Annotated in this window: 14 protein-coding genes; 5 read left to right on the top strand and 9 right to left on the bottom strand. The window is 33.1% G+C overall.

Annotation, left to right across the window (positions count from 1 at the left end):
- Nucleotides 1-93 precede the first annotated feature (93 nt).
- Nucleotides 94-1,404, top strand: coding sequence for a ribosome biogenesis GTPase Der (gene der, locus ASE40_RS11450; RefSeq protein WP_057117108.1), 1,311 nt, complete (start codon nucleotides 94-96; stop codon nucleotides 1,402-1,404).
- Between the two features lie 154 nt (nucleotides 1,405-1,558).
- Nucleotides 1,559-4,312 (top strand): outer membrane beta-barrel protein, encoded by a 2,754-nt coding sequence (locus ASE40_RS11445; RefSeq protein ID WP_057117107.1) that lies wholly within the window; start codon nucleotides 1,559-1,561, stop codon nucleotides 4,310-4,312.
- Between the two features lie 127 nt (nucleotides 4,313-4,439).
- On the opposite strand, the gene ASE40_RS11440 is transcribed toward ASE40_RS11445, so the two are convergent.
- From ASE40_RS11440 to ASE40_RS11405, 8 genes are all read right to left on the bottom strand, one after another.
- Entirely contained in the window at nucleotides 4,440-5,177 is a 738-nt protein-coding gene (locus tag ASE40_RS11440; protein WP_057117106.1) for a DUF2490 domain-containing protein, read from the bottom strand.
- A gap of 164 nt (nucleotides 5,178-5,341) precedes the next feature.
- Nucleotides 5,342-7,888, bottom strand: a complete 2,547-nt coding sequence (locus tag ASE40_RS11435; RefSeq protein ID WP_057117105.1) for a TonB-dependent receptor — start codon at nucleotides 7,886-7,888, stop codon at nucleotides 5,342-5,344.
- A gap of 250 nt (nucleotides 7,889-8,138) precedes the next feature.
- The gene (locus tag ASE40_RS11430) at nucleotides 8,139-8,552 is read right to left on the bottom strand and encodes an RrF2 family transcriptional regulator (protein WP_057117104.1); all 414 of its coding nucleotides are present in this window, start codon (nucleotides 8,550-8,552) and stop codon (nucleotides 8,139-8,141) included.
- A gap of 104 nt (nucleotides 8,553-8,656) precedes the next feature.
- Complete coding sequence (locus ASE40_RS11425; RefSeq protein ID WP_057117658.1) at nucleotides 8,657-9,496, bottom strand: TPM domain-containing protein; 840 nt, start codon at nucleotides 9,494-9,496, stop codon at nucleotides 8,657-8,659.
- Nucleotides 9,497-9,499: 3 nt separating this feature from the next.
- The gene (locus ASE40_RS11420; RefSeq protein ID WP_057117103.1) at nucleotides 9,500-9,937 is read right to left on the bottom strand and encodes a TPM domain-containing protein; all 438 of its coding nucleotides are present in this window, start codon (nucleotides 9,935-9,937) and stop codon (nucleotides 9,500-9,502) included.
- A 70-nt stretch (nucleotides 9,938-10,007) separates the two neighbouring features.
- Nucleotides 10,008-10,592 carry a LemA family protein gene (locus tag ASE40_RS11415; protein ID WP_057117102.1) on the bottom strand — a complete coding sequence of 195 codons (585 nt, stop codon included), beginning with the start codon at nucleotides 10,590-10,592 and terminating at the stop codon, nucleotides 10,008-10,010.
- Between the two features lie 34 nt (nucleotides 10,593-10,626).
- Complete coding sequence (locus ASE40_RS11410) at nucleotides 10,627-10,959, bottom strand: MerR family transcriptional regulator (protein ID WP_057117101.1); 333 nt, start codon at nucleotides 10,957-10,959, stop codon at nucleotides 10,627-10,629.
- A 48-nt stretch (nucleotides 10,960-11,007) separates the two neighbouring features.
- Nucleotides 11,008-11,985 carry a M23 family metallopeptidase gene (locus tag ASE40_RS11405; RefSeq protein WP_057117100.1) on the bottom strand — a complete coding sequence of 326 codons (978 nt, stop codon included), beginning with the start codon at nucleotides 11,983-11,985 and terminating at the stop codon, nucleotides 11,008-11,010.
- Nucleotides 11,986-12,263: 278 nt separating this feature from the next.
- Here ASE40_RS11405 and alaS point away from each other — a divergent pair, with 278 nt between their 5' ends.
- Together alaS and ASE40_RS11395 are read left to right on the top strand one after the other, a co-directional pair.
- Nucleotides 12,264-14,900: an alanine--tRNA ligase gene (gene alaS, locus ASE40_RS11400; RefSeq protein ID WP_057117099.1), complete on the top strand. Its 2,637-nt coding sequence runs from the start codon at nucleotides 12,264-12,266 to the stop codon at nucleotides 14,898-14,900.
- A gap of 211 nt (nucleotides 14,901-15,111) precedes the next feature.
- Nucleotides 15,112-15,864: a hypothetical protein gene (locus ASE40_RS11395; RefSeq protein WP_057117098.1), complete on the top strand. Its 753-nt coding sequence runs from the start codon at nucleotides 15,112-15,114 to the stop codon at nucleotides 15,862-15,864.
- Nucleotides 15,865-15,926: 62 nt separating this feature from the next.
- On the opposite strand, the gene ASE40_RS11390 is transcribed toward ASE40_RS11395, so the two are convergent.
- Nucleotides 15,927-17,672, bottom strand: coding sequence for an ABC transporter ATP-binding protein (locus tag ASE40_RS11390; RefSeq protein ID WP_057117097.1), 1,746 nt, complete (start codon nucleotides 17,670-17,672; stop codon nucleotides 15,927-15,929).
- A 322-nt stretch (nucleotides 17,673-17,994) separates the two neighbouring features.
- Here ASE40_RS11390 and ASE40_RS11385 point away from each other — a divergent pair, with 322 nt between their 5' ends.
- Nucleotides 17,995-18,732, top strand: a complete 738-nt coding sequence (locus ASE40_RS11385; RefSeq protein WP_057117096.1) for a hypothetical protein — start codon at nucleotides 17,995-17,997, stop codon at nucleotides 18,730-18,732.
- Nucleotides 18,733-18,953: the final 221 nt, after the last annotated feature.

Raw genomic sequence — 18,953 nt, 5'->3', positions numbered from 1 at the left:
AATTTAAATAAAGCATTTTTGATTTATAATTTGTTGTGATTTAGTCAAAAACGAAATCTGAAATTTTAAATCTGAAATCTAAAATTCAAAAAAATGAATAACATTGTTGCGATAGTAGGAAGACCTAATGTAGGGAAATCGACCCTTTTTAATAGGCTGATACAAAGAAGAGAAGCTATTGTAGATTCAGTATCTGGGGTTACCCGTGATAGAAACTATGGTAAAAGCGAGTGGAACGGAAAAGAGTTTTCTGTCATTGATACAGGTGGATACGTTCGCGGATCTGATGACGTATTTGAAGGTGAAATCCGTAAACAAGTAGAGCTTGCTATCGACGAAGCAGATGTTATTATTTTTGTGGTTGATGTTGAAGAAGGTATTACACCAATGGATGAAACGGTTGCTAAATTGTTGCGTAAAGTAACAAAACCAGTTTTATTGGCTGTAAATAAGGTTGATAACGCAATGCGTGAAAAAGATGCAGTTGAGTTCTATAACCTAGGTCTGGGTGAATATTTTACTTTCGCTAGTATTTCTGGAAGCGGAACAGGAGATTTATTAGATGCATTAATTGATGCTTTCCCAGAAAAGCCAGAGCCGCCTCAAGAAGAAGTGGTTTTACCACGTTTTGCTGTTGTAGGTCGCCCGAATGCAGGTAAGTCAAGTTTTATCAATGCATTAATTGGTAAAGAACGTTTCATGGTAACAGATATTGCAGGTACAACTCGTGATGCAATTGATACCAAATTTGACCGTTTTGGTTTTGAGTTTAACTTAGTAGATACTGCGGGAATCCGTCGTAAAGCAAAGGTTAAAGAAGATTTAGAGTTTTATTCTGTAATGCGTTCAGTTCGTGCAATTGAGCATGCAGATATTTGTATATTAGTTATAGATGCAACCCGCGGATTTGAAGGTCAGGATCAAAGTATTTTCTGGCTTGCAGAGAAAAACCGTAAAGGTGTGGTAATCTTGGTAAACAAATGGGACTTGGTAGAGAAAGATACCATGTCGACTCGTGATTACGAAGAGAAAATCAAAAAAGAATTAATGCCTTTTACAGATGTGCCTATTTTATTCGTTTCTGCTTTAACAAAACAGCGTTTATTAAAAGCATTGGAAGCTACGGTTCAGGTTTTTGAAAATAGAAAACAAAGAATTCCTACTTCAAAATTCAACGAATATATGTTGAAAGTTATTGAAGCTTATCCGCCGCCGGCGACAAAAGGAAAATATGTGAAAATTAAATATTGTATGCAATTACCAACTCAAACACCTCAGTTTGTATTTTTTGCTAATATGCCGCAATATGTTAAAGAACCATATAAACGATATTTGGAAAATAAAATTAGAGAGAAATGGGATTTTTCTGGAGTCCCAATCGATATTTATATCAGAGAAAAATAAAAAAAAGTCCCCAAAAATAGGGGACTTTTTTATGTTTGGTGTCTATATAATTACAAAACTGATTTTTTATTGGCACTATATTTGAATAAATGTAAAAAATACAATTAAACCTTTTGCATTTTTTTAAGTCTTACTGATCTAACTAACCTAATTTATGACCAAAATTTATTCATTTCTATTGTTGTTAGCTTTTGTTTACTCGGCAAATGCCCAAAATAATATTGTTGTTAAAGGAACTGTTGTTGATATCAATACACAGCTGCCGCTTGAACTTGCTACCGTTTATTTTACTACCGTAAAAGATTCTACTATTATTGAATATGCTACAACAGATAAAAACGGAAATTTTATTATTAATACTAAAAAGTATGAAAAACCAGTTTTTTTAAAAGTGAATTATACGGGTTATCAAGCGTATTACGAAGAACAAAAGGGACTTACAGAAAGTAAAGATTTCGGAAAGTTATACATGCTTGAAAATGCAAATGTCTTAAACGAAGTAGTAATTAAAAGCGAAGCACCGCCAATTACAATTAAAAAAGATACTTTAGAATTTAACGCAGGTTCTTATAAGGTTCGTCCAGATGCGAATGTAGAAACTTTACTGAAACAATTACCAGGATTTGATGTAGATAATACAGGAAAAATTACGGTAAATGGGAGAGAAGTCACTCAGTTTTTAGTAAACGGAAAAACGTTTTTTGACAAAGACGGAGCCATTGCAATTAAAAACCTTCCAGCTGATATTATTAAAAAAATTCAGGTTTCTGATTTTAAAACCAAGAAAGAAGAACTTGCTAAGCAGGAATCTAGCTCAGACTATTCGACTGTAAATATTACCATTGACGAAAAGAAAAATAAAGGGTATTTTGGAAAAGTACTTGGCGGATATGGATCAGACGAGCGCTATGAAAGCAGTTTGATGATGAACTTTTTTAAGAATAAACAAAAAATCAGCGTTTTAGCTTCCTCAAATAATATCAACTCAACCGGATTTTCTATGGATGAGGTTTTTGATAATATGGGCGGCGGACGTAACGCAAAAGGAGGTAGCCAAGGCGCTGGCGGGGGCGGAAAAGGAATTACGCAATCTACTTTGGCCGGAATTAATTATTCTGATGACTGGACAAACGATTTGGAGTTTATGAGCAGTTATAATTTCACCAATTCCATTACTAAAAATGACAGTAAATCAAATCAAATAAGTTTCCTGCCAACTGGAAATATCGTGACCGAAGCAGATTCTAAAACTAAAAATGAAAATACTGGAAATAATGTCAATTTTGAATTAGAATATAAAATCGATCCAACAATGCAGATCGTTTTTGCTCCAAAATTAAATCAATCGCAATCGACCAGTAATTCATCTTCATCGACTTTTTCTGAAAACGAAAATGGAGATCCTTTGAACGAAAGTAGCGCCACATCGCATACGGAAGGTTCAAATTTGAATTTTGCCAATAGTATTAATTTTAATAAAGTTTTTCAAAAAAAATCTCGAAATCTTAGTGTAGTTTTTAATAACAATAACACTAAAAACGATTCAAACGGTATCAACGTTTCTGAAACTATTTTTTACCAAGATGGAAAACCAAATGATGAAAGAAATCAAAATGCAAAGAATACCTCTAAAAGTGATAATTATGCTTTGGATCTAGAATATACAGAGCCGATAACAGATTCGCTTAGAGTACGTTTTGGAACCGATTTTAACTGGCAGAATTCTGTAAATGATCAAAAAACATTCAATTTTGATGAAAATACAGATCAATATTCAGATTTAAATTTATCATTGACGAATTATACCACATCTAAGCAAAATTCAATTACCCCAAAGGTTGGGATCAGCTGGCAGAAAAGTAAATTTAGCCTGAATGTAAATTCAAGAACCTCAATAGTTGAATTTGATAATCATTCTTTTTACCTCAATCAAGCAACAGATTTGAATAAAAGATATGCGCTTCCGTATGGGAATGCTCAATTTCGATATAAATTCAATCGTTCAAAGAATTTGACTTTCAAATATGATTATTCAAATGCACTTCCATCTGCAGTCCAATTAATGCCTGTAGCGAATTTAAACAATCCGTTAAATAGTGTAATTGGAAATCCAGACTTAAATCCGATTGAGAAAAACAGTGCAGGAATCGATTTTAAGAATTTTGATTTTAGAACGCGTTCTGGCTACAGTGTTTTTATAAAAGGAGATTATTATAATAACGATGTTGTTTCAACTTCAATTTATGATGAAAGTGGAAAAAGAAATACAACGTACGTGAATATTTCAGGAACTTATTCTGCTTCTATTGGAGGAAACTGGAATCAGCAAATTAAAAAAGATGCTCATACTTTAAGATACGGATTGCGTTTAAGCGGAAATTATAATTTTGATAAAGGATTTACAAATGCACAATTATATAATGCAAAATCTATTGTAGTAACGCCAAGTGTTTATGCATCTTACGATTATGGAGATGTACTTTCGATTGCGCCATCTTACAGTTTATCATATAACGAAACTCGATATGAAAATTATTCAAGAGATGCGACATCAAATGTTATTCATAGAATTAATCTGCAGACAACATCTTATTGGCCGGCTAATTTAATTTTTGGAAATGATTTTGGATATACTTATAACTCAAACATTTCAGATGATTTCAAAAAGGATTTCTTTCTTTGGAATACAAGTTTATCGTACGGTTTCTTAGATAAAAAATTATATGCGAAAGTTAAAGTGTATGATGTTTTAAATCAAAATCAAAGTGCTACAAGAACAATTTCTTCAACATCCATTCGTGATGAAGAAAATACAGTTTTAAAACGTTATGTAATGTTTTCTCTGGCCTACAAAATCGGAAACTTCGCCGAAAGTAAAAAAGGAGGAAAAAGACAGAGAGGGTCATGATTTTTCTTGAGGTTCTAAGAGGCTGAGGTTCTGAGGTACTAAGTTTTGAGTTGCTGAGGTTCAGAGGGACAAAGGCTCAAAGTAAAAAACCGAATCAAATTTTTAATTTGATTCGGTTTTTTTAGATCTAAAGTCTACGATTAATTCTATGGTAAACTGTAAACCTAATAATATCACGGTCATAGAAATCGATACCACTGGAGCGTCTTTGAAAATTTTTGAGATATCCTAATTCTAAACCCAGATTAGGCGTGAAATGATACCTTAATGCAATATACAACCGGTTTTGATCAAAGGTGTTCTTTCTATTGTCTTTGCCGTAATTCAGCATTACTTCATCGGAAATAGTTCCTTTTATGCTTCGTTGTTCTTTTTCCCAAATTGTAAAAGTACTTTGCAGGCGATAACGAAATCTGTAAGCAAATGAGAATTCATTTAAAAGCTCATTTTTATCTGTTTTTTGAATAAAGCGTTCCTCTATTTGAAAACGGTTATGGAAGGTGATTTTAGCAATATCATTTATAAAAGTTAAATCTTGCTGTGCGCGATATTCGGGAACAGAATAATCAGGATCAACATTTGGGTTTTGAGTATTCACATTAAAATAGGCAAATCCTCCTCCGAAGTCCATAATCTTATTTGCACGATAACGTGCCTGAGATCTTATAACAAAAAGATTTTCATGAATTGGATTTACAAAACTTCTATTGTCAAATTCAGAATGAATCGCCCATTTTTCGCTTAAAGGAAATATGTTGTAATAACGAATCCAAGTCAGTGTCTGCTGATCTGTTTTCTTTATATTTTGTGCCGATAAAATCGGACTTAAAAAGCCTAAAAGAAATATTAATTTGAAAATCTTCATTCAATATACATTCAGGCTGCGAATATATACAAACGAAGATTGATTGAAGAAGAATAAAATTTGCTTTAAATAGTAATTTGTGATTTCAATCTCGTACAATAAAAAAACCGAGATATATTTTTAAATAGATCTCGGTTTTAATACTAAACTAATTAACTCTAACCTTATAGTGAGTACTTCAATGTAACCCCATAAGTTCTTTGATCACCTAATACTCCAGCATATTGTCCAGCGTTACCACCGGCCGGTAATAATTGCTCGTAGTAATCTTTATTTAAAAGGTTGCGTCCCCAAAAGTGAACAGATAAACCTTGTCCTGCACGGAAACCTAAACGGGCATTGAAAATCGCATATCCTGGAACAACTAAATATTTTGAAGCCGAAGGGCTTGAAGAAAATTCAGAACGAGCGTAAGAATCAACAGCTAGGAAAATTTTTCCAGCATTTCCGAAGAATCTTGCATTGTCAGAAAGTTCACCTCCTAAAGATCCTGCCCATCTTGAAGCACCTGGTAAATTAGTGCCAGAAACATCTTTAAAAGATACTGGAGCTCCAGTTTCTTCTAACGGAAGAGGTGCATTTGTAAATTTTACATACGTACCATCTGTATAAGTGGCAGCACCATTAATAGTTAAATGCTGATTTATAACAAAACTAGCATCTAATTCAACACCTTGTACGCGTACTTTGTCAGCATTTGCAAGGTATCCACGATTAACACCTAATTCTGCAGCCTGAACGTTTGTTTGGAAATCTTTAATATCTGTTTTAAAGAAAGCTAAATTGAAAATGGAATTTCTGAATGGTGAAGTTTTTACTCCAACTTCATAATGATATACTTTTTCAGGTTTAATAACCGCAAGTTCTAATAACGGATTACCTTTAGAATCAGTTGGAAGTCCAGCAACGTTTACGCCTACTGGTTTGTAACTTTTTGCGAAAGTTCCGTATGCATTAATTTTGTCTGAAGCTTTTAAAGTAACTGTTATGTTTCCAGAAAAATCGGTATTGTCAATAGCAGAATCAAATGCCTGATCAGAATATACTTGTTTTTTCAAAGCAAGTAAAGCAGGATCTGTTGTTTGTAAACCTCCATAAGTTGTACGGGCATAATGAGCATCTTTTTTATCGAAGTTATAACGTAAACCTGGTAAGACATGAAGAAAATCAGTAATAGCCCAGTCAATTTGGCCAAATACAGCTGCACTAGAAGCTCTAATATTTGCATCGGTTTTAATTCCATATCCTTCAAAAAGACCTGGGGTTTTCCATAAAGAACTAGTTGAACTTTGAGCAAATCTCCATTGTGCATTTCCAGATTCTTCAGTACCATCAGTTTGCGAAGTTTGGTCAATAAAGAATACTCCAGCAACACCGCTGATTTTAGAAGTTAACTGTCCTGCGTAACGAACTTCCTGTGTAATTTGAGTTTGTCTTGTAGGATTTTGAGATTTTGCCAAAACTTGTAATCCTGTAAAGTCTCTATCATTTGAAGGGTCCCAGTTCCAAAAACGCCATGCAGTTGTTGAAGTAAGAGTTCCGCCTCCAATTTTTGTATCAATATTTAAAGAGAAACCTCCCATATCTTGATTAGAGCGCCAAGGTGTATCTTGATCAATTTTACGATCAAAAGCATTAAGACTTGGCAATTGGTAATTCAAATCTTTAATAATAGCATCAAATTGGCGGTATGCTGCTCTTTGCGTTGGAGCTACACCTGCAACAACCTGAGCATATCCGTCAGGACGCTGTGTTGTAATATCGGCAGCAAATATAACATTCGTATTTACTGTTGGAGTCCAAAGTAATTGACCTCTAATTCCTTGATTGTTTAAAGTATTTGTAGGTCTTCCAGTTACAATGTTATCAACTAGACCATCTCGCTGCGTACCAGAGAAAGATATTCTACCTGCGACTTTTTTACCCAAAGCTCCAGTAAGAGAAGCTTTCGCCTGTAAGAAATTGTAATTTCCGTAACTCACTTCAAAGTCAGCGCCAGAAGTAAAACTTGGTTTACGAGTTGTAATATTGAAAGCCCCCGAAGTTGTGTTTTTTCCAAATAATGAACCTTGTGGTCCACGTAAAACCTCAATTTGCTCCACATCAATAAAATCAAGTGTTGTAGCGGCCGGACGTGCATAATAAACACCGTCAACATAAAAACCAACACCTGGATCGATACCATCATTTGTCAATCCGAATGGAGAACCTAAACTTCTAATGTTGATACCCGTATTTCTCGGGTTTGAAGAGTAAAGCTGAACAGAAGGAACCAATTCTTTAATACGGTTCACGTTAAATGCCCCAGTTTGTTCTGCTTGTTTTCCTGTAATTACAGAAATCGCAATTGGCACATCTTGAACTTTTTCGATACGACGTCTTGAAGAAACTACAACTTCAACAAGTTCGTTTTCTTCTTTAAGAGCAACCTGAATTGGATTTGCTGGAATGGCACTTAATTCAATTTCAGTTGTTTTATATCCAACATATTGAATCAAAAGAGTCAATGGTAATCTGCCTTGTGAGTCAATGATAAATTTACCGCTGTTGTCTGTTATAGCGCTATGAGTAGTTCCTTTAATTACCACGTTTACCGCTTCTAAAGGAATGTTTTCACTTGTTGTAACTACACCTTCAATGTTTTGTGCAAATGAAATAGAGAAGGTTAAAAATAATAATAATGTAAAGATATTTTTTATAGATGTTTTCATTTTTATATTAAGTATATGTGATTAGTAGAATTTAAAATAAATTTTTTTTAAATCAACACATACACATTATAAATGAATTGCTCTCAGTAGAGGCTGAAAGTCTTTTTGGTTTGTTTTGCAAAAGTTTTGTTACACCTGATTGACTAGAATGTACTTTCATGAGTTAAAATTTAGTAAATGATTAGTTAATTATTTTCTGCAAATATAAATATTAATTCTATCGATTTACTAGGAATTAAAAAATATTTTTTTATTTATTTACCAATGAAGCGATTGTGATACCTTCCATAGCCTTTAAAGTTTTGTCTCTAATTAGCATTAAACCATGACGCAGACTGCATTCAGACTCGGTTTTACAATCAGAACAAGGCTCGTAAAAATTTAAAGAAGCACATGGCAAAAGTGCAATTGCACCGTCAAATAATCGGTGAATTTCTGCCAGAGTGATGTCATTTTTTGATTTTATTAGATAATATCCGCCAAATTTTCCCTGCTTACTGCTCACAAAACGTCCTCGTTTTAAATCTAATAAAATTTGTTCTAAAAACTTTTTAGGAATATTGGCGCCATCAGCAATTTCTACAGTTCTAGAAATGTGATTTTCGTCTTGTTCTGCTAAATAAAGTAATGCTTTAAGGGCGTATTTTGCTTTATGTGATAACATCTATATTAAATTGTAAATTGTAAAAATAAGATTTTTTAACCTTGAAACCTAAACTTGATCCCGAGACTTCGGGAGAAACCAAAAAAACTTGAAAAAAAGTAAGTTTACCAGCCACCGCTAGAACCACCGCCAGAGAAACCTCCACCGCCAAATCCACCGCCGAAACCTCCGCCTCCGCCGCCAAAACCACCACCAGAGGATCCGCCGCCGAAGCCTCCAAATCCACCTCCGCCGCTTCTTCCAAGATTGCTCAGAATAATAACATCGAGTAGGCTAGGGCCGCCACCGCCATTATTGCCAGAATTTCCTCCGCCGCCTCTTTTATTGCGGGCAAGTAAAATTAGTACAATTACGACGATAACAATAAAAGGAAAAATTGGAAAATCTTTGCCTTTGGTTTGTTTGCGTTCGCCTTTAAATTTTCCTTTAAAAACATCTATGATTGCATCAGTACCTTTATCAAGACCATTGTAAAAGCTTCCAGCCTTAAATTCGGGTATAATTATATTTCGAATTATCGTTCCGCCAATTCCAGCTGTTAAACGATCTTCAAGTCCGTATCCTGGATTAATAGCTATCTTTTTTTCATTTTTAGCTAATAGAATTACAACACCATTATCATCTTGTTTTGTTCCTCCAATTCCCCAAGTCTGTCCCCATTTTGTTGCCAGCTGACTTACATCTTCGCCTTTTAAACTTTCAATGGTAATCACTACAATCTGCGTTGTCGTAGAATCAGAATAGCGAATAAGTTTTTCTTCTAACTGTGCTTTTTCAGTAGAACTTAAAACATTAGCGTAATCGTAAACAGAAGTTTGAAAACTAGGTTTTTCTGGAATCTCAAATTGTGCAAAAATGATATTACAGGTTAAAAACGATATAAACAAAAGAGTAAACTGAAAAATTCTATTGGAATTTGAGATTTTATTTTTGGAATTTTTCATCATTTATCCTTTTGAGATTTCGTTAGATAATTCGTTTGTGTCATCTTCCAAAGATGGAAAATATTTTTTGAGTTGTTCTCCGGCATTTAAAATACCATCGACAATTCCCTGCTTAAAATTTCCAGATTTAAAATGGCTTGTCATAACATCTTTGGTGCAATCCCAAAAATCATCAGCTACTACATCATTAATTCCTTTGTCGCCGCAGATTACGAAGTTTTTATCTTCAACTGCAAGATAGAGTAGAACGCCATTTTTCAATTTCGTTTCATCCATTCGCAATTCATGAAAAACTTCTAAAGCTCTGTCAAAATGAGCTTTAGAAGTTGTTTTTTCTATATGCACCCTAATTTCGCCAGAAGTATTGTTTTCTGCCATACGAATAGCTTCAACAATCTCTTGTTCTTCTTCTTTGGTTAAAAAATCTTCTACTTTTGACATGACTAATTTTAGAGTTTAGTCCCGATCCCGAAACCTCGGGACGGGATAGATTTTATATTATTCTAATCTTTTAGAATTTTACTTCAACAGGTTTGTCTGCTCCCGTAGAAGCTTCGAAATAAGGTTTTTCTTTGTATTCGCTCAAGAACCAGTTGTTTGGAATTTTTAAAACATAACCGTTGTAAACTTGTACAGCTTCATTAAAACGAGTTCGAGCAGTTAAAATCTGGTTCTCAGTACTTGCTAATTCGTCTTGTAATTTTAAGAAATTTTCGTTTGCTTTTAAAGTTGGATATTGCTCAACAGAAACCAATAATCTTGATAATGATGAACTTACACCGCTTTGAGCTTGATTAAATTCTTTTAATTGCTCAGCAGTTACATTACTTGGATCAATTGTTACTGAAGTAGCTTTTGCACGAGCTTCGATTACTGCTGTTAAAGTTCCTTTTTCAAAATCAGCGGCACCTTTTACAGTGTTTACTAAGTTCCCGATAAGATCATTACGTCTTTGGTAAGCCGTTTGAACATTTCCCCATTCTTTATTTACGGCTTGACTGTGTTGTAAAGCAGTATTTTTAATACCAATCGACCAAAATGCGATAATAGCAATAAGTGCTACAATAATTCCTACAGGGATTAACCACTTTTTCATGTTTGTTTTGATTTATGTTTATATCTATTTTTAATTACAATTCGTTTTTGATGTCGTTCAATTGTGTTTTTATGGACTCTAATTTACGTATTATTTCGAATTTATCTAATGTTTTCTTCTGTCCCTCTTTTAAATGTATTTTGGCGCCCTCAAGAGTAAAACCTCTTTCTTTGACCAAGTGGTAAATTAATTGAAGATTTGTAACATCGTCTGGAGTGAACATTCTGTTTCCTTTTGCATTTTTTTTAGGTTTCAGGATATCAAATTCACTGTCCCAAAATCGTATCAAAGAAGCATTGACATTAAAAGCCTTGGCAACCTCGCCAATACTGTAATATCTTTTATCTTTAGAAAGTTCAATATGCATGATTCGTTTTTTTCTATTTTATTTCAAAAATACTATTTTTTCGTGATATTAATCTAATGATTGGTTTTCTTGGTTGGCCATTTGCGAAATTGCTACATATTCTGCCGCAGAAATATTTCCGTAGTAAAAATTTAATGGATTTACCACTTTTCCATCTTTATGAACCTCGTAATGACAATGAGGTCCTTCAGATCTTCCTGTGCTTCCAACATAACCAATTACATCTCCGCGTTTGACATGTTGTCCGGGTCTGCAGTTGTATTTGCTTAAATGCGCGTATAAACTCTCATATCCAAAACCGTGCCTGATCACAACATGGTTCCCAAAGCCTGACGCTGTGTTGTCAGCTCTTGCTACAACGCCATCACCAGTGGCATAAACAGGTGCTCCAGTGTTGGCAGTAAAATCCATTCCGTTGTGCATTTTTCGCACTTTCGTGAAAGGATCAATTCTATATCCAAAACCAGAAGCAACACGTTTTAAATTTTCATTTTGAACGGGCTGAATCGCTGGAATTGCTAATAGTAAATTTTCTTTTGCACCCGCTAATTTCAATATTTCGTCCAAAGATTGAGATTGAATTGCCAATTGTTTAGAAAGTTTATCTACTCTTTTAGTGGTGTTTGTAACCAACTGCGAATTATTATAACCTTCTAAAGCTTTGTATCTTTCAGGATTTCTAAAACCTGCTTTTCTAATAGAATCTGGAATTTCAGCTTTATTAAAATAAACTCTATAAATATTATTGTCTCGTTCTTCTAATGCGTCTGCAGCTTCGTCAATTTCGTCTAGTTTTTTATTCAAAATCGAATACTGTAATTTTAAATTTTCAATTTCACGTGCCTGTAAACGATCTTTTGGAGTTTCAAAATAGGGAGTATTAATTAAAAGAACAAAAACTAAAAAGCCAAACAGTGCCGAAGCCAATAAAAACAGTAATGCGTAACCGATTTTAATTCTTTTTCTGGTTTTTATTTTCGTATAAGCCAGATTTTCTGAGTCGTAATAATATTTTACTTTCGCCATATTTTAAAATACGCTATTTTTGCAGCTCGTAAAATAAGTTAGACGAACAAAACAGATAAATGTTTCAGTTGTTGACCGCTTTTTTACAAGAACAAAATAATTTATAATTTGGGGGAATTACATAATTATATAATGCGCAAAATAGGGAATTTATTGTTGTAAAACATAAGTTTTTAGTTTTCGATTTTAAAATTAACGCATTATCAAATTGACAAATTCTCTAATTATCACATTATCAATTGACACATTTGTAAACAGATACATTTTCTAATTTAAATATGAAATCACAAGACGTACGTAAACAATTTTTAGACTTTTTTAAAAGCAATGGACACTTAATCGTTCCATCGGCTCCTATCGTTCTTAAAGATGATCCAACCTTAATGTTCAATAACTCGGGAATGGCCCAGTTTAAAGAATTTTTCTTAGGGAATGGAACTCCAAAAAGTAAAAGAATAGCCGATACGCAAAAATGTCTTCGTGTGTCAGGAAAGCATAATGATTTGGAAGATGTAGGTTTTGATACGTATCACCATACCATGTTTGAGATGCTTGGAAACTGGTCTTTTGGAGACTATTTCAAAAAAGAAGCAATCAATTGGGCATGGCAGCTTTTGACAGAAGTGTATAAAATTCCAAAAGAAAATTTATATGTTTCTGTTTTTGAAGGAAGCAAAGAAGATAATGTTCCTTTTGATCAAGAAGCTTGGGATATTTGGAAAACATTAATTGACGAGGATAGAATTATCCTTGGAAATAAAAAAGATAATTTCTGGGAAATGGGAGATCAAGGACCATGCGGACCTTGTTCTGAAATTCACGTTGATTTACGTCCAGAATCTGAAAAAGCTTTGGTATCAGGAAAAAGTTTAGTTAATAATGATCACCCGCAAGTAGTTGAAATCTGGAATAACGTATTCATGGAATTCAACCGTAAAGCTGACGGATCTCTTGAAAAACTTCCTGCACAACACGTTGATACGGGAATGGGATTTGAACGTTTGTGTATGGCTTTACAAGGAAAAACATCCAACTATGATACGGATGTTTTTACACCTCTTATAGAAAAAGTAGAACAGATTACAGGTTTAAAATATACATCTGACGAGGTAAAAGATATCTCGGAAGAACAAAATAAAACAAACATTGCGATTCGTGTAGTTGTAGATCACGTACGTGCGGTTGCTTTTGCAATTGCTGACGGACAATTGCCATCAAACACAGGAGCAGGTTATGTAATCCGTAGAATTTTGCGTCGTGCTATTCGTTACGGATTTACATTTTTAGGTACAAAAGAACCTTTTATCAATAAATTGGTAGAAGTTCTGGCAAACCAAATGGGAGAATTTTTCCCAGAAATCAAATCGCAGCAGCAATTGGTTACGAATGTAATTCGCGAAGAAGAAGCTTCTTTCTTAAGAACTTTAGATCAAGGATTACAATTGTTAGAAAATGTAGTAGCAGAAACTACAGGAAAAGAAGTTTCTGGTGCTAAGGTTTTTGAATTGTATGATACATTTGGTTTTCCAAAAGATTTGACAGCTCTAATTCTAAAAGAAAAAGGATTCTCATATAAAGAAGAAGAATTTGAAGTAGAATTACAAAAGCAAAAAACACGCTCTCGTGCGGCTTCTGAAGTTTCTACAGAAGACTGGAAGGTTTTAATTCCTGGAAATGTAGAAACATTTGTGGGTTATGATAAAACAGAAAACGAAGTAAAAATTACAAGAATCCGTAAAGTTGATTCTAAAAAAGATGGCGTTTTGTACCAAATTGTTTTAGATAATACACCTTTTTATCCAGAAGGAGGAGGACAAGTTGGTGATAAAGGAACTTTAGTTTCTGCAAATGAAACGATTGAAATCATCGATACTAAAAAAGAAAACAACCTGATTTTACATTTTGCAAAACAGCTTCCAGAAAATGTAGAAGCAGGTTTTGTGGCAAAAGTAAATACTGATTTAAGAACATCAACTTCAAAAAATCACTCGGCTACGCATTTAATGCATTTAGCGTTGAGAAGTATTTTAGGAACGCATGTGGAGCAAAAAGGATCGTTGGTAAATCCAAATTATCTTCGTTTTGACTTTTCTCATTTCAGCAAAGTTTCTGATGAAGAATTACGTCAGGTTGAAGCAAGTGTAAATGCACAAATTGAAGCACAATTGCAATTGGTAGAACACAGAAACATTCCGATTAAAGAAGCATTGGATAAAGGTGCAATGGCTTTATTTGGTGAGAAATACGGCGATAATGTTCGTATGATTGAGTTTGGTGAAAGTAAAGAACTTTGCGGTGGAATTCACGTGAAAAACACTGCTGAAATCTGGCATTTCAAAATCATTTCTGAAGGTGCGGTTGCGGCTGGAATTCGTCGTATTGAAGCAATTACAGGTGATGCAGTAAAAGACTTCTATCAAAATCAGGAAAATACATTATCTGAAATAAAAGAAACATTAAAAAATCCACAGGATATTTTAAAGTCAGTTTCTTCTTTACAAGATGATAATGCGAAATTGAAAAAACAAGTTGAGCAGTTATTAAAAGAAAAAGTAGGAGCATTAAAATCTGAATTAGAGAAAGATTTCCAAGAAGTTAACGGTGTAAATTTCCTAGCTAAACAAGTAGATTTGAGCATGGCTTCTACAAAAGATTTAGCTTCAGCATTGGGAAGTTCAAAACCAGATTCATTCGTATTTTTAGCTTCTGTAGAAGATGGATTGCCAAATATTCATTGCTATATTTCTAAAGAATTGGTTGCAAGCAAAAGCTTAAATGCAAACGCAGTAATCAAAGAATTAGGTAAATATATTGAAGGAAACGGAGGAGGACAGCCTTTCTTCGCATCTGGAAAAGGTAAAAATGCAAATGGAATTGCAGAGGCTTTGGCTAAGGCAAGTGAGTTTGTTAAATAAAGGTGCTATCCCTAAGCCTCGGGACTAAGTTACTAAAGTTCTGAGATTTTGGAATTATAGATAAGTAAACCCGACAGATTTTTAAAATCTGTCGGGTTTTTTAGTTTTCATATTTATAAGAAATGTCTTAAAGTGTTATTCGGATAACTTTTTGGGGAGTTTAACTAAAGCAAAAACGTTTTCTTTTGCATGAATTTAAAACCAAAATATAATGAAAAAGAATTTATTTTATTTTTTAGCAGCTTCTTTTGTGGTGTTTGCTTCATGTTCTAAGGATGATGATTCAATATCAGAAGAAAAATTACTTTTACCCAAAAAGGAAATATATACTAATGCTTCTTATCCCCAAGAAAACAGCACTGTTAGTTATGTTTATGACGGAAACAAAATAGTAAGCCTTACATACGATAATGGTGATAAAACAAACTTTAAGTATACAGGTAATTTTATTACAAGTGCTGTGTATACAGAAAGTTATGGTGGTAGAACCTATTCCACCACAACTACTTTTACATATGAAAATAATAGACTAAAATCTTACCTAGAGGTTTATTCAGATAGTTCATCAAGTAGAAAAAAAATATATACTTATAATGAAAATGGAACAATTTCTACTAAAACAGTTTTAATTAATCCAGAAACCCAAGAAGAGAGTAATTATGAGAATAGTTTGTTTACCTTAGATTCTAAAGGGAATATTGTTAAAGCTGAATTTAATGGTTACACTAATACAATCGAGTATGATACTAAAAATAGTCCATTTAAAAATGTTTTAGGATATAGCTTACTACTAGACTCAGATATTTTTGATAAAGAAATTAACTCATCTAATAATGTTTTAAAAGTAATAGAAAAAACCGGAGAAGTTGTTGAGGGCACAACTATTTTTGTTAATACATATAATTCTGATAACTATTTAATTAAATCAGCAAACGGAGGTGAGTCATTTGAATATACTTACTAACACAAAGAAAAAAATCATATTATTTTAAAAAAACCGTTACAAATTTGTAACGGTTTTTTCTATTATTTACGCTCTCCAATCTGCTGGCGCCACATAGCATAATACAATCCTTTTTCAACAATTAAATCATCATGTTTACCTTGCTCGATGATTTTACCTTGTTCCAAAACAAAAATCCTATCAGCATGCATTACAGTAGATAAACGGTGTGCGATTAAAACAGTAATTCTATTTTTGTCAGATATATTTCTGATTGTGGCGTTAATTTCTTCTTCAGTAATAGAATCCAAGGCAGAAGTTGCTTCGTCAAAAATTAATAGATTTGGATTTCTAAGAATAGCTCTGGCAATAGATAAACGTTGTTTTTCTCCACCCGAAACTTTGATGCCGCCTTCTCCAATTGTCGTGTTTAAACCATCTTCGGCACGTCTCAAAAGTTTGTCACAGCTTGCTCTTTTTAGTGCATCATATAAATCTTCATCGGTTGCGTTTGGCTTAACAAATAATAAATTCTCGCGAATTGTTCCAGAGAATAATTGGGCATCTTGAGTTACAAAACCTAACTGTTTTCTTAGATCGAGTAAATCAATATCGGTTGAATCAATATCGTTATACAAAATTTGACCTTCAGCAGGTGTATATAATCCAACTAATAATTTTACCAAAGTTGTTTTTCCGGAACCAGACGGACCCACAAATGCTACAGTTTGCCCTTGTTTGATTTCAAAATTGATATTTTCAACCGCTTTAAATTTGGCCGTTTTATGCTGAAAGCTTACATTCGAAAATAATAAGGATTGAATTGCACCAACATGTTTTGGAGTTTTTGGACGGAATTCTTTTGGAGCGCTTAATAAGACTTTGAAATTTTCCATTGAAACTTTGGTTTCGTTCAATGCAATAATGAAGTTTCCAAGTTCTTGAAGCGGACCGAAAATGAAGAAAGTAAAAAATACCATTGTTAGTAAATCACCAACAATAATTTTTCCTCCAAATAAGAAATAATACAAAGTAAAAACAACACAAGTTCTTAAAAAGTGAACTGTTGTTCCTTGAATGAAACTCAAACTTCTAATAAATCGAATTTTCTCCAATTCTAACTGTAGAATTTTAAAAGTGTTTAAGTTTAGACGTTTCTCTTCTTGATAAGTCAAACCAAGACTTTTTACCAATTCAATGTTTCTTAAACTTTCAGTTGTTGATCCTGCCAAAGCGTTCGTTTGATTAACGATTTTTTTAGAAACAATTTTAATTTTTTTACCTAAATAAGAACTTACCAAAGCAATAATTGGAGCTGTAATTAAAAAGATAATAGAAATTCTAAAGTCAATTCGAGCAACATAAACGATTACAAATATGAATCCTATTATAGTCTGAAAGATCAATGAAATAGAAAGAGTAATCAATTTTTCAGAATCAGAACGTACTTTGGTTAATTTACTCAAAGTTTCACCGCTTCGCTGATCTTCAAATTCAGCATAAGGAAGATCTAAAGATTTTTTAATTCCGTCTGTATACATTTGAGCTCCAGTTCTCTGGATCACGACATTAGTAAAGTAATCCTGAAAATTTTTGGTAATTCTGGAAATCATAGCGGCTCCAAGCGAAAGACCAAGCCAGAAAGATAAAGATTTGATGAAACCGGTTGGATTTCCTGCGTATTTGTGTAAACCAACTCCGCAGTCCTGCATTAGTTTTCCTGTAATTATTGAGTCTGATAAACTGAAACAAATGTTGATAGAAGCCATGATCAAAGCAAAAAATAAAAGCATTTTATGTTTGATGATGTAAGTATATAATAATTTCATATAAGATTTTAAAAAGTGGAAGATGCAAAAATAAGGAATTGTTTGGGGATGTATAGTTGATTTCTGTTATTAAAAATGTAAATTTTTTTTAAACCCCATTTTTAGCCTCTATGTTTAAAAATGCAGGAAAAAAGCTAAGTATTTACACCTTTTTTTCTTTATGATTAAATTTTATTTTTAAGTTGATTATTCTTAGATCGCTTGCTATTAGTGTATTAAATAATGTTTGAATTATATTATTTATCTGAATGCGGAATCCCGTAAGGTTTTAGTTTTATGTTGTATTACGTTTGCACCAATAACAAATTTAATCAAAAAAACTATGAAAAAATTTTTACTTCTTTTTGGAGCTTTGACTCTATCATTAACTTCTTGTTCAAGCGATGATTCACCTTCTGGTTCTTCTGATTCAGTTTTGCTAAAAAAAGTAATTCTGACAAGCCAAGATGGAGAAAGTAAAAGCACAGTAAATTATACATACAATGGTAACAAAATTGTGAGTATTGTTGATGAGACTGGCTCTATGAATTACACTTACACAGGTGATTTAATTACCAAAATTGAATTTAAACTTTCTGATGGTTCTATCGAACAAGTTAATACATTCACTTATAATTCTGATAATAAATTAGCAACTTTTGTGAGAGTTGAGCCTGATATGGATTGGGGACATAAAGAAGTTTATACTTATAATGCAGATGGTACAATTTCTGTTCAGTCTTATGGAGGGGATAGTGAAGTCCAAACTAGTGTTGGCGGAACATCAACAATTAAGTTTGTAAATGGTGAAGTTGCTGAAATTATTTCAATTACAGGAAATCAACCTGATAGAAAATACACCTATGATGATAAAAATAATCCAGCTAAAAATATTTTAGGCTTCAATAAAATTGCATTTGTGGATGGTGAAGGAACTGGTATTGCACATAATGAAGTTTCTGAAACTACGGATGGCGTAATTACAGGTACTTATACTTACACTTACAATACTTCAGGCTACCCTGAAAAGAGTAATGATAAGATTGATGGAATTTCTTATTCAACTCAATATTTCTACTAATTAGAGATAATCAATTTAGCTTATAAGCCAGAAGTAGTAACTTCTGGCTTTTTAATTTTTGGGATAAACATAAAGGTCAGGAAATAGTAAAAATTTAGTTCTAGATCTTAAAAATATAATCTAAGTTTAAAATTACAATTTTGTCGTTTTCTGTTATTGATAAAACCTTTAGAGGTATATAATTCATTTGGAGGAATATACTTTTGGTATAATTATTTAAC

Origin of the sequence: Flavobacterium sp. Root935 (genome assembly GCF_001429295.1) — a bacterium.
Lineage (GTDB): Bacteria > Bacteroidota > Bacteroidia > Flavobacteriales > Flavobacteriaceae > Flavobacterium.
The sequence above is the reverse complement of the archived record's forward strand: the minus strand, read 5'-3'. Positions and strand labels throughout refer to the sequence as shown.

What these genes read in the sequence shown, in the direction of transcription:
- der (WP_057117108.1), top strand. Translation starts at nt 94, where the DNA reads ATGAATAACATTGTTGCGATAGTAGGAAGACCTAATGTAGGGAAATCG.
- ASE40_RS11445 (WP_057117107.1), top strand. Translation starts at nt 1,559, where the DNA reads ATGACCAAAATTTATTCATTTCTATTGTTGTTAGCTTTTGTTTACTCG.
- ASE40_RS11440 (WP_057117106.1), bottom strand. Translation starts at nt 5,177, where the DNA reads ATGAAGATTTTCAAATTAATATTTCTTTTAGGCTTTTTAAGTCCGATT.
- ASE40_RS11435 (WP_057117105.1), bottom strand. Translation starts at nt 7,888, where the DNA reads ATGAAAACATCTATAAAAAATATCTTTACATTATTATTATTTTTAACC.
- ASE40_RS11430 (WP_057117104.1), bottom strand. Translation starts at nt 8,552, where the DNA reads ATGTTATCACATAAAGCAAAATACGCCCTTAAAGCATTACTTTATTTA.
- ASE40_RS11425 (WP_057117658.1), bottom strand. Translation starts at nt 9,496, where the DNA reads ATGAAAAATTCCAAAAATAAAATCTCAAATTCCAATAGAATTTTTCAG.
- ASE40_RS11420 (WP_057117103.1), bottom strand. Translation starts at nt 9,937, where the DNA reads ATGTCAAAAGTAGAAGATTTTTTAACCAAAGAAGAAGAACAAGAGATT.
- ASE40_RS11415 (WP_057117102.1), bottom strand. Translation starts at nt 10,592, where the DNA reads ATGAAAAAGTGGTTAATCCCTGTAGGAATTATTGTAGCACTTATTGCT.
- ASE40_RS11410 (WP_057117101.1), bottom strand. Translation starts at nt 10,959, where the DNA reads ATGCATATTGAACTTTCTAAAGATAAAAGATATTACAGTATTGGCGAG.
- ASE40_RS11405 (WP_057117100.1), bottom strand. Translation starts at nt 11,985, where the DNA reads ATGGCGAAAGTAAAATATTATTACGACTCAGAAAATCTGGCTTATACG.
- alaS (WP_057117099.1), top strand. Translation starts at nt 12,264, where the DNA reads ATGAAATCACAAGACGTACGTAAACAATTTTTAGACTTTTTTAAAAGC.
- ASE40_RS11395 (WP_057117098.1), top strand. Translation starts at nt 15,112, where the DNA reads ATGAAAAAGAATTTATTTTATTTTTTAGCAGCTTCTTTTGTGGTGTTT.
- ASE40_RS11390 (WP_057117097.1), bottom strand. Translation starts at nt 17,672, where the DNA reads ATGAAATTATTATATACTTACATCATCAAACATAAAATGCTTTTATTT.
- ASE40_RS11385 (WP_057117096.1), top strand. Translation starts at nt 17,995, where the DNA reads ATGAAAAAATTTTTACTTCTTTTTGGAGCTTTGACTCTATCATTAACT.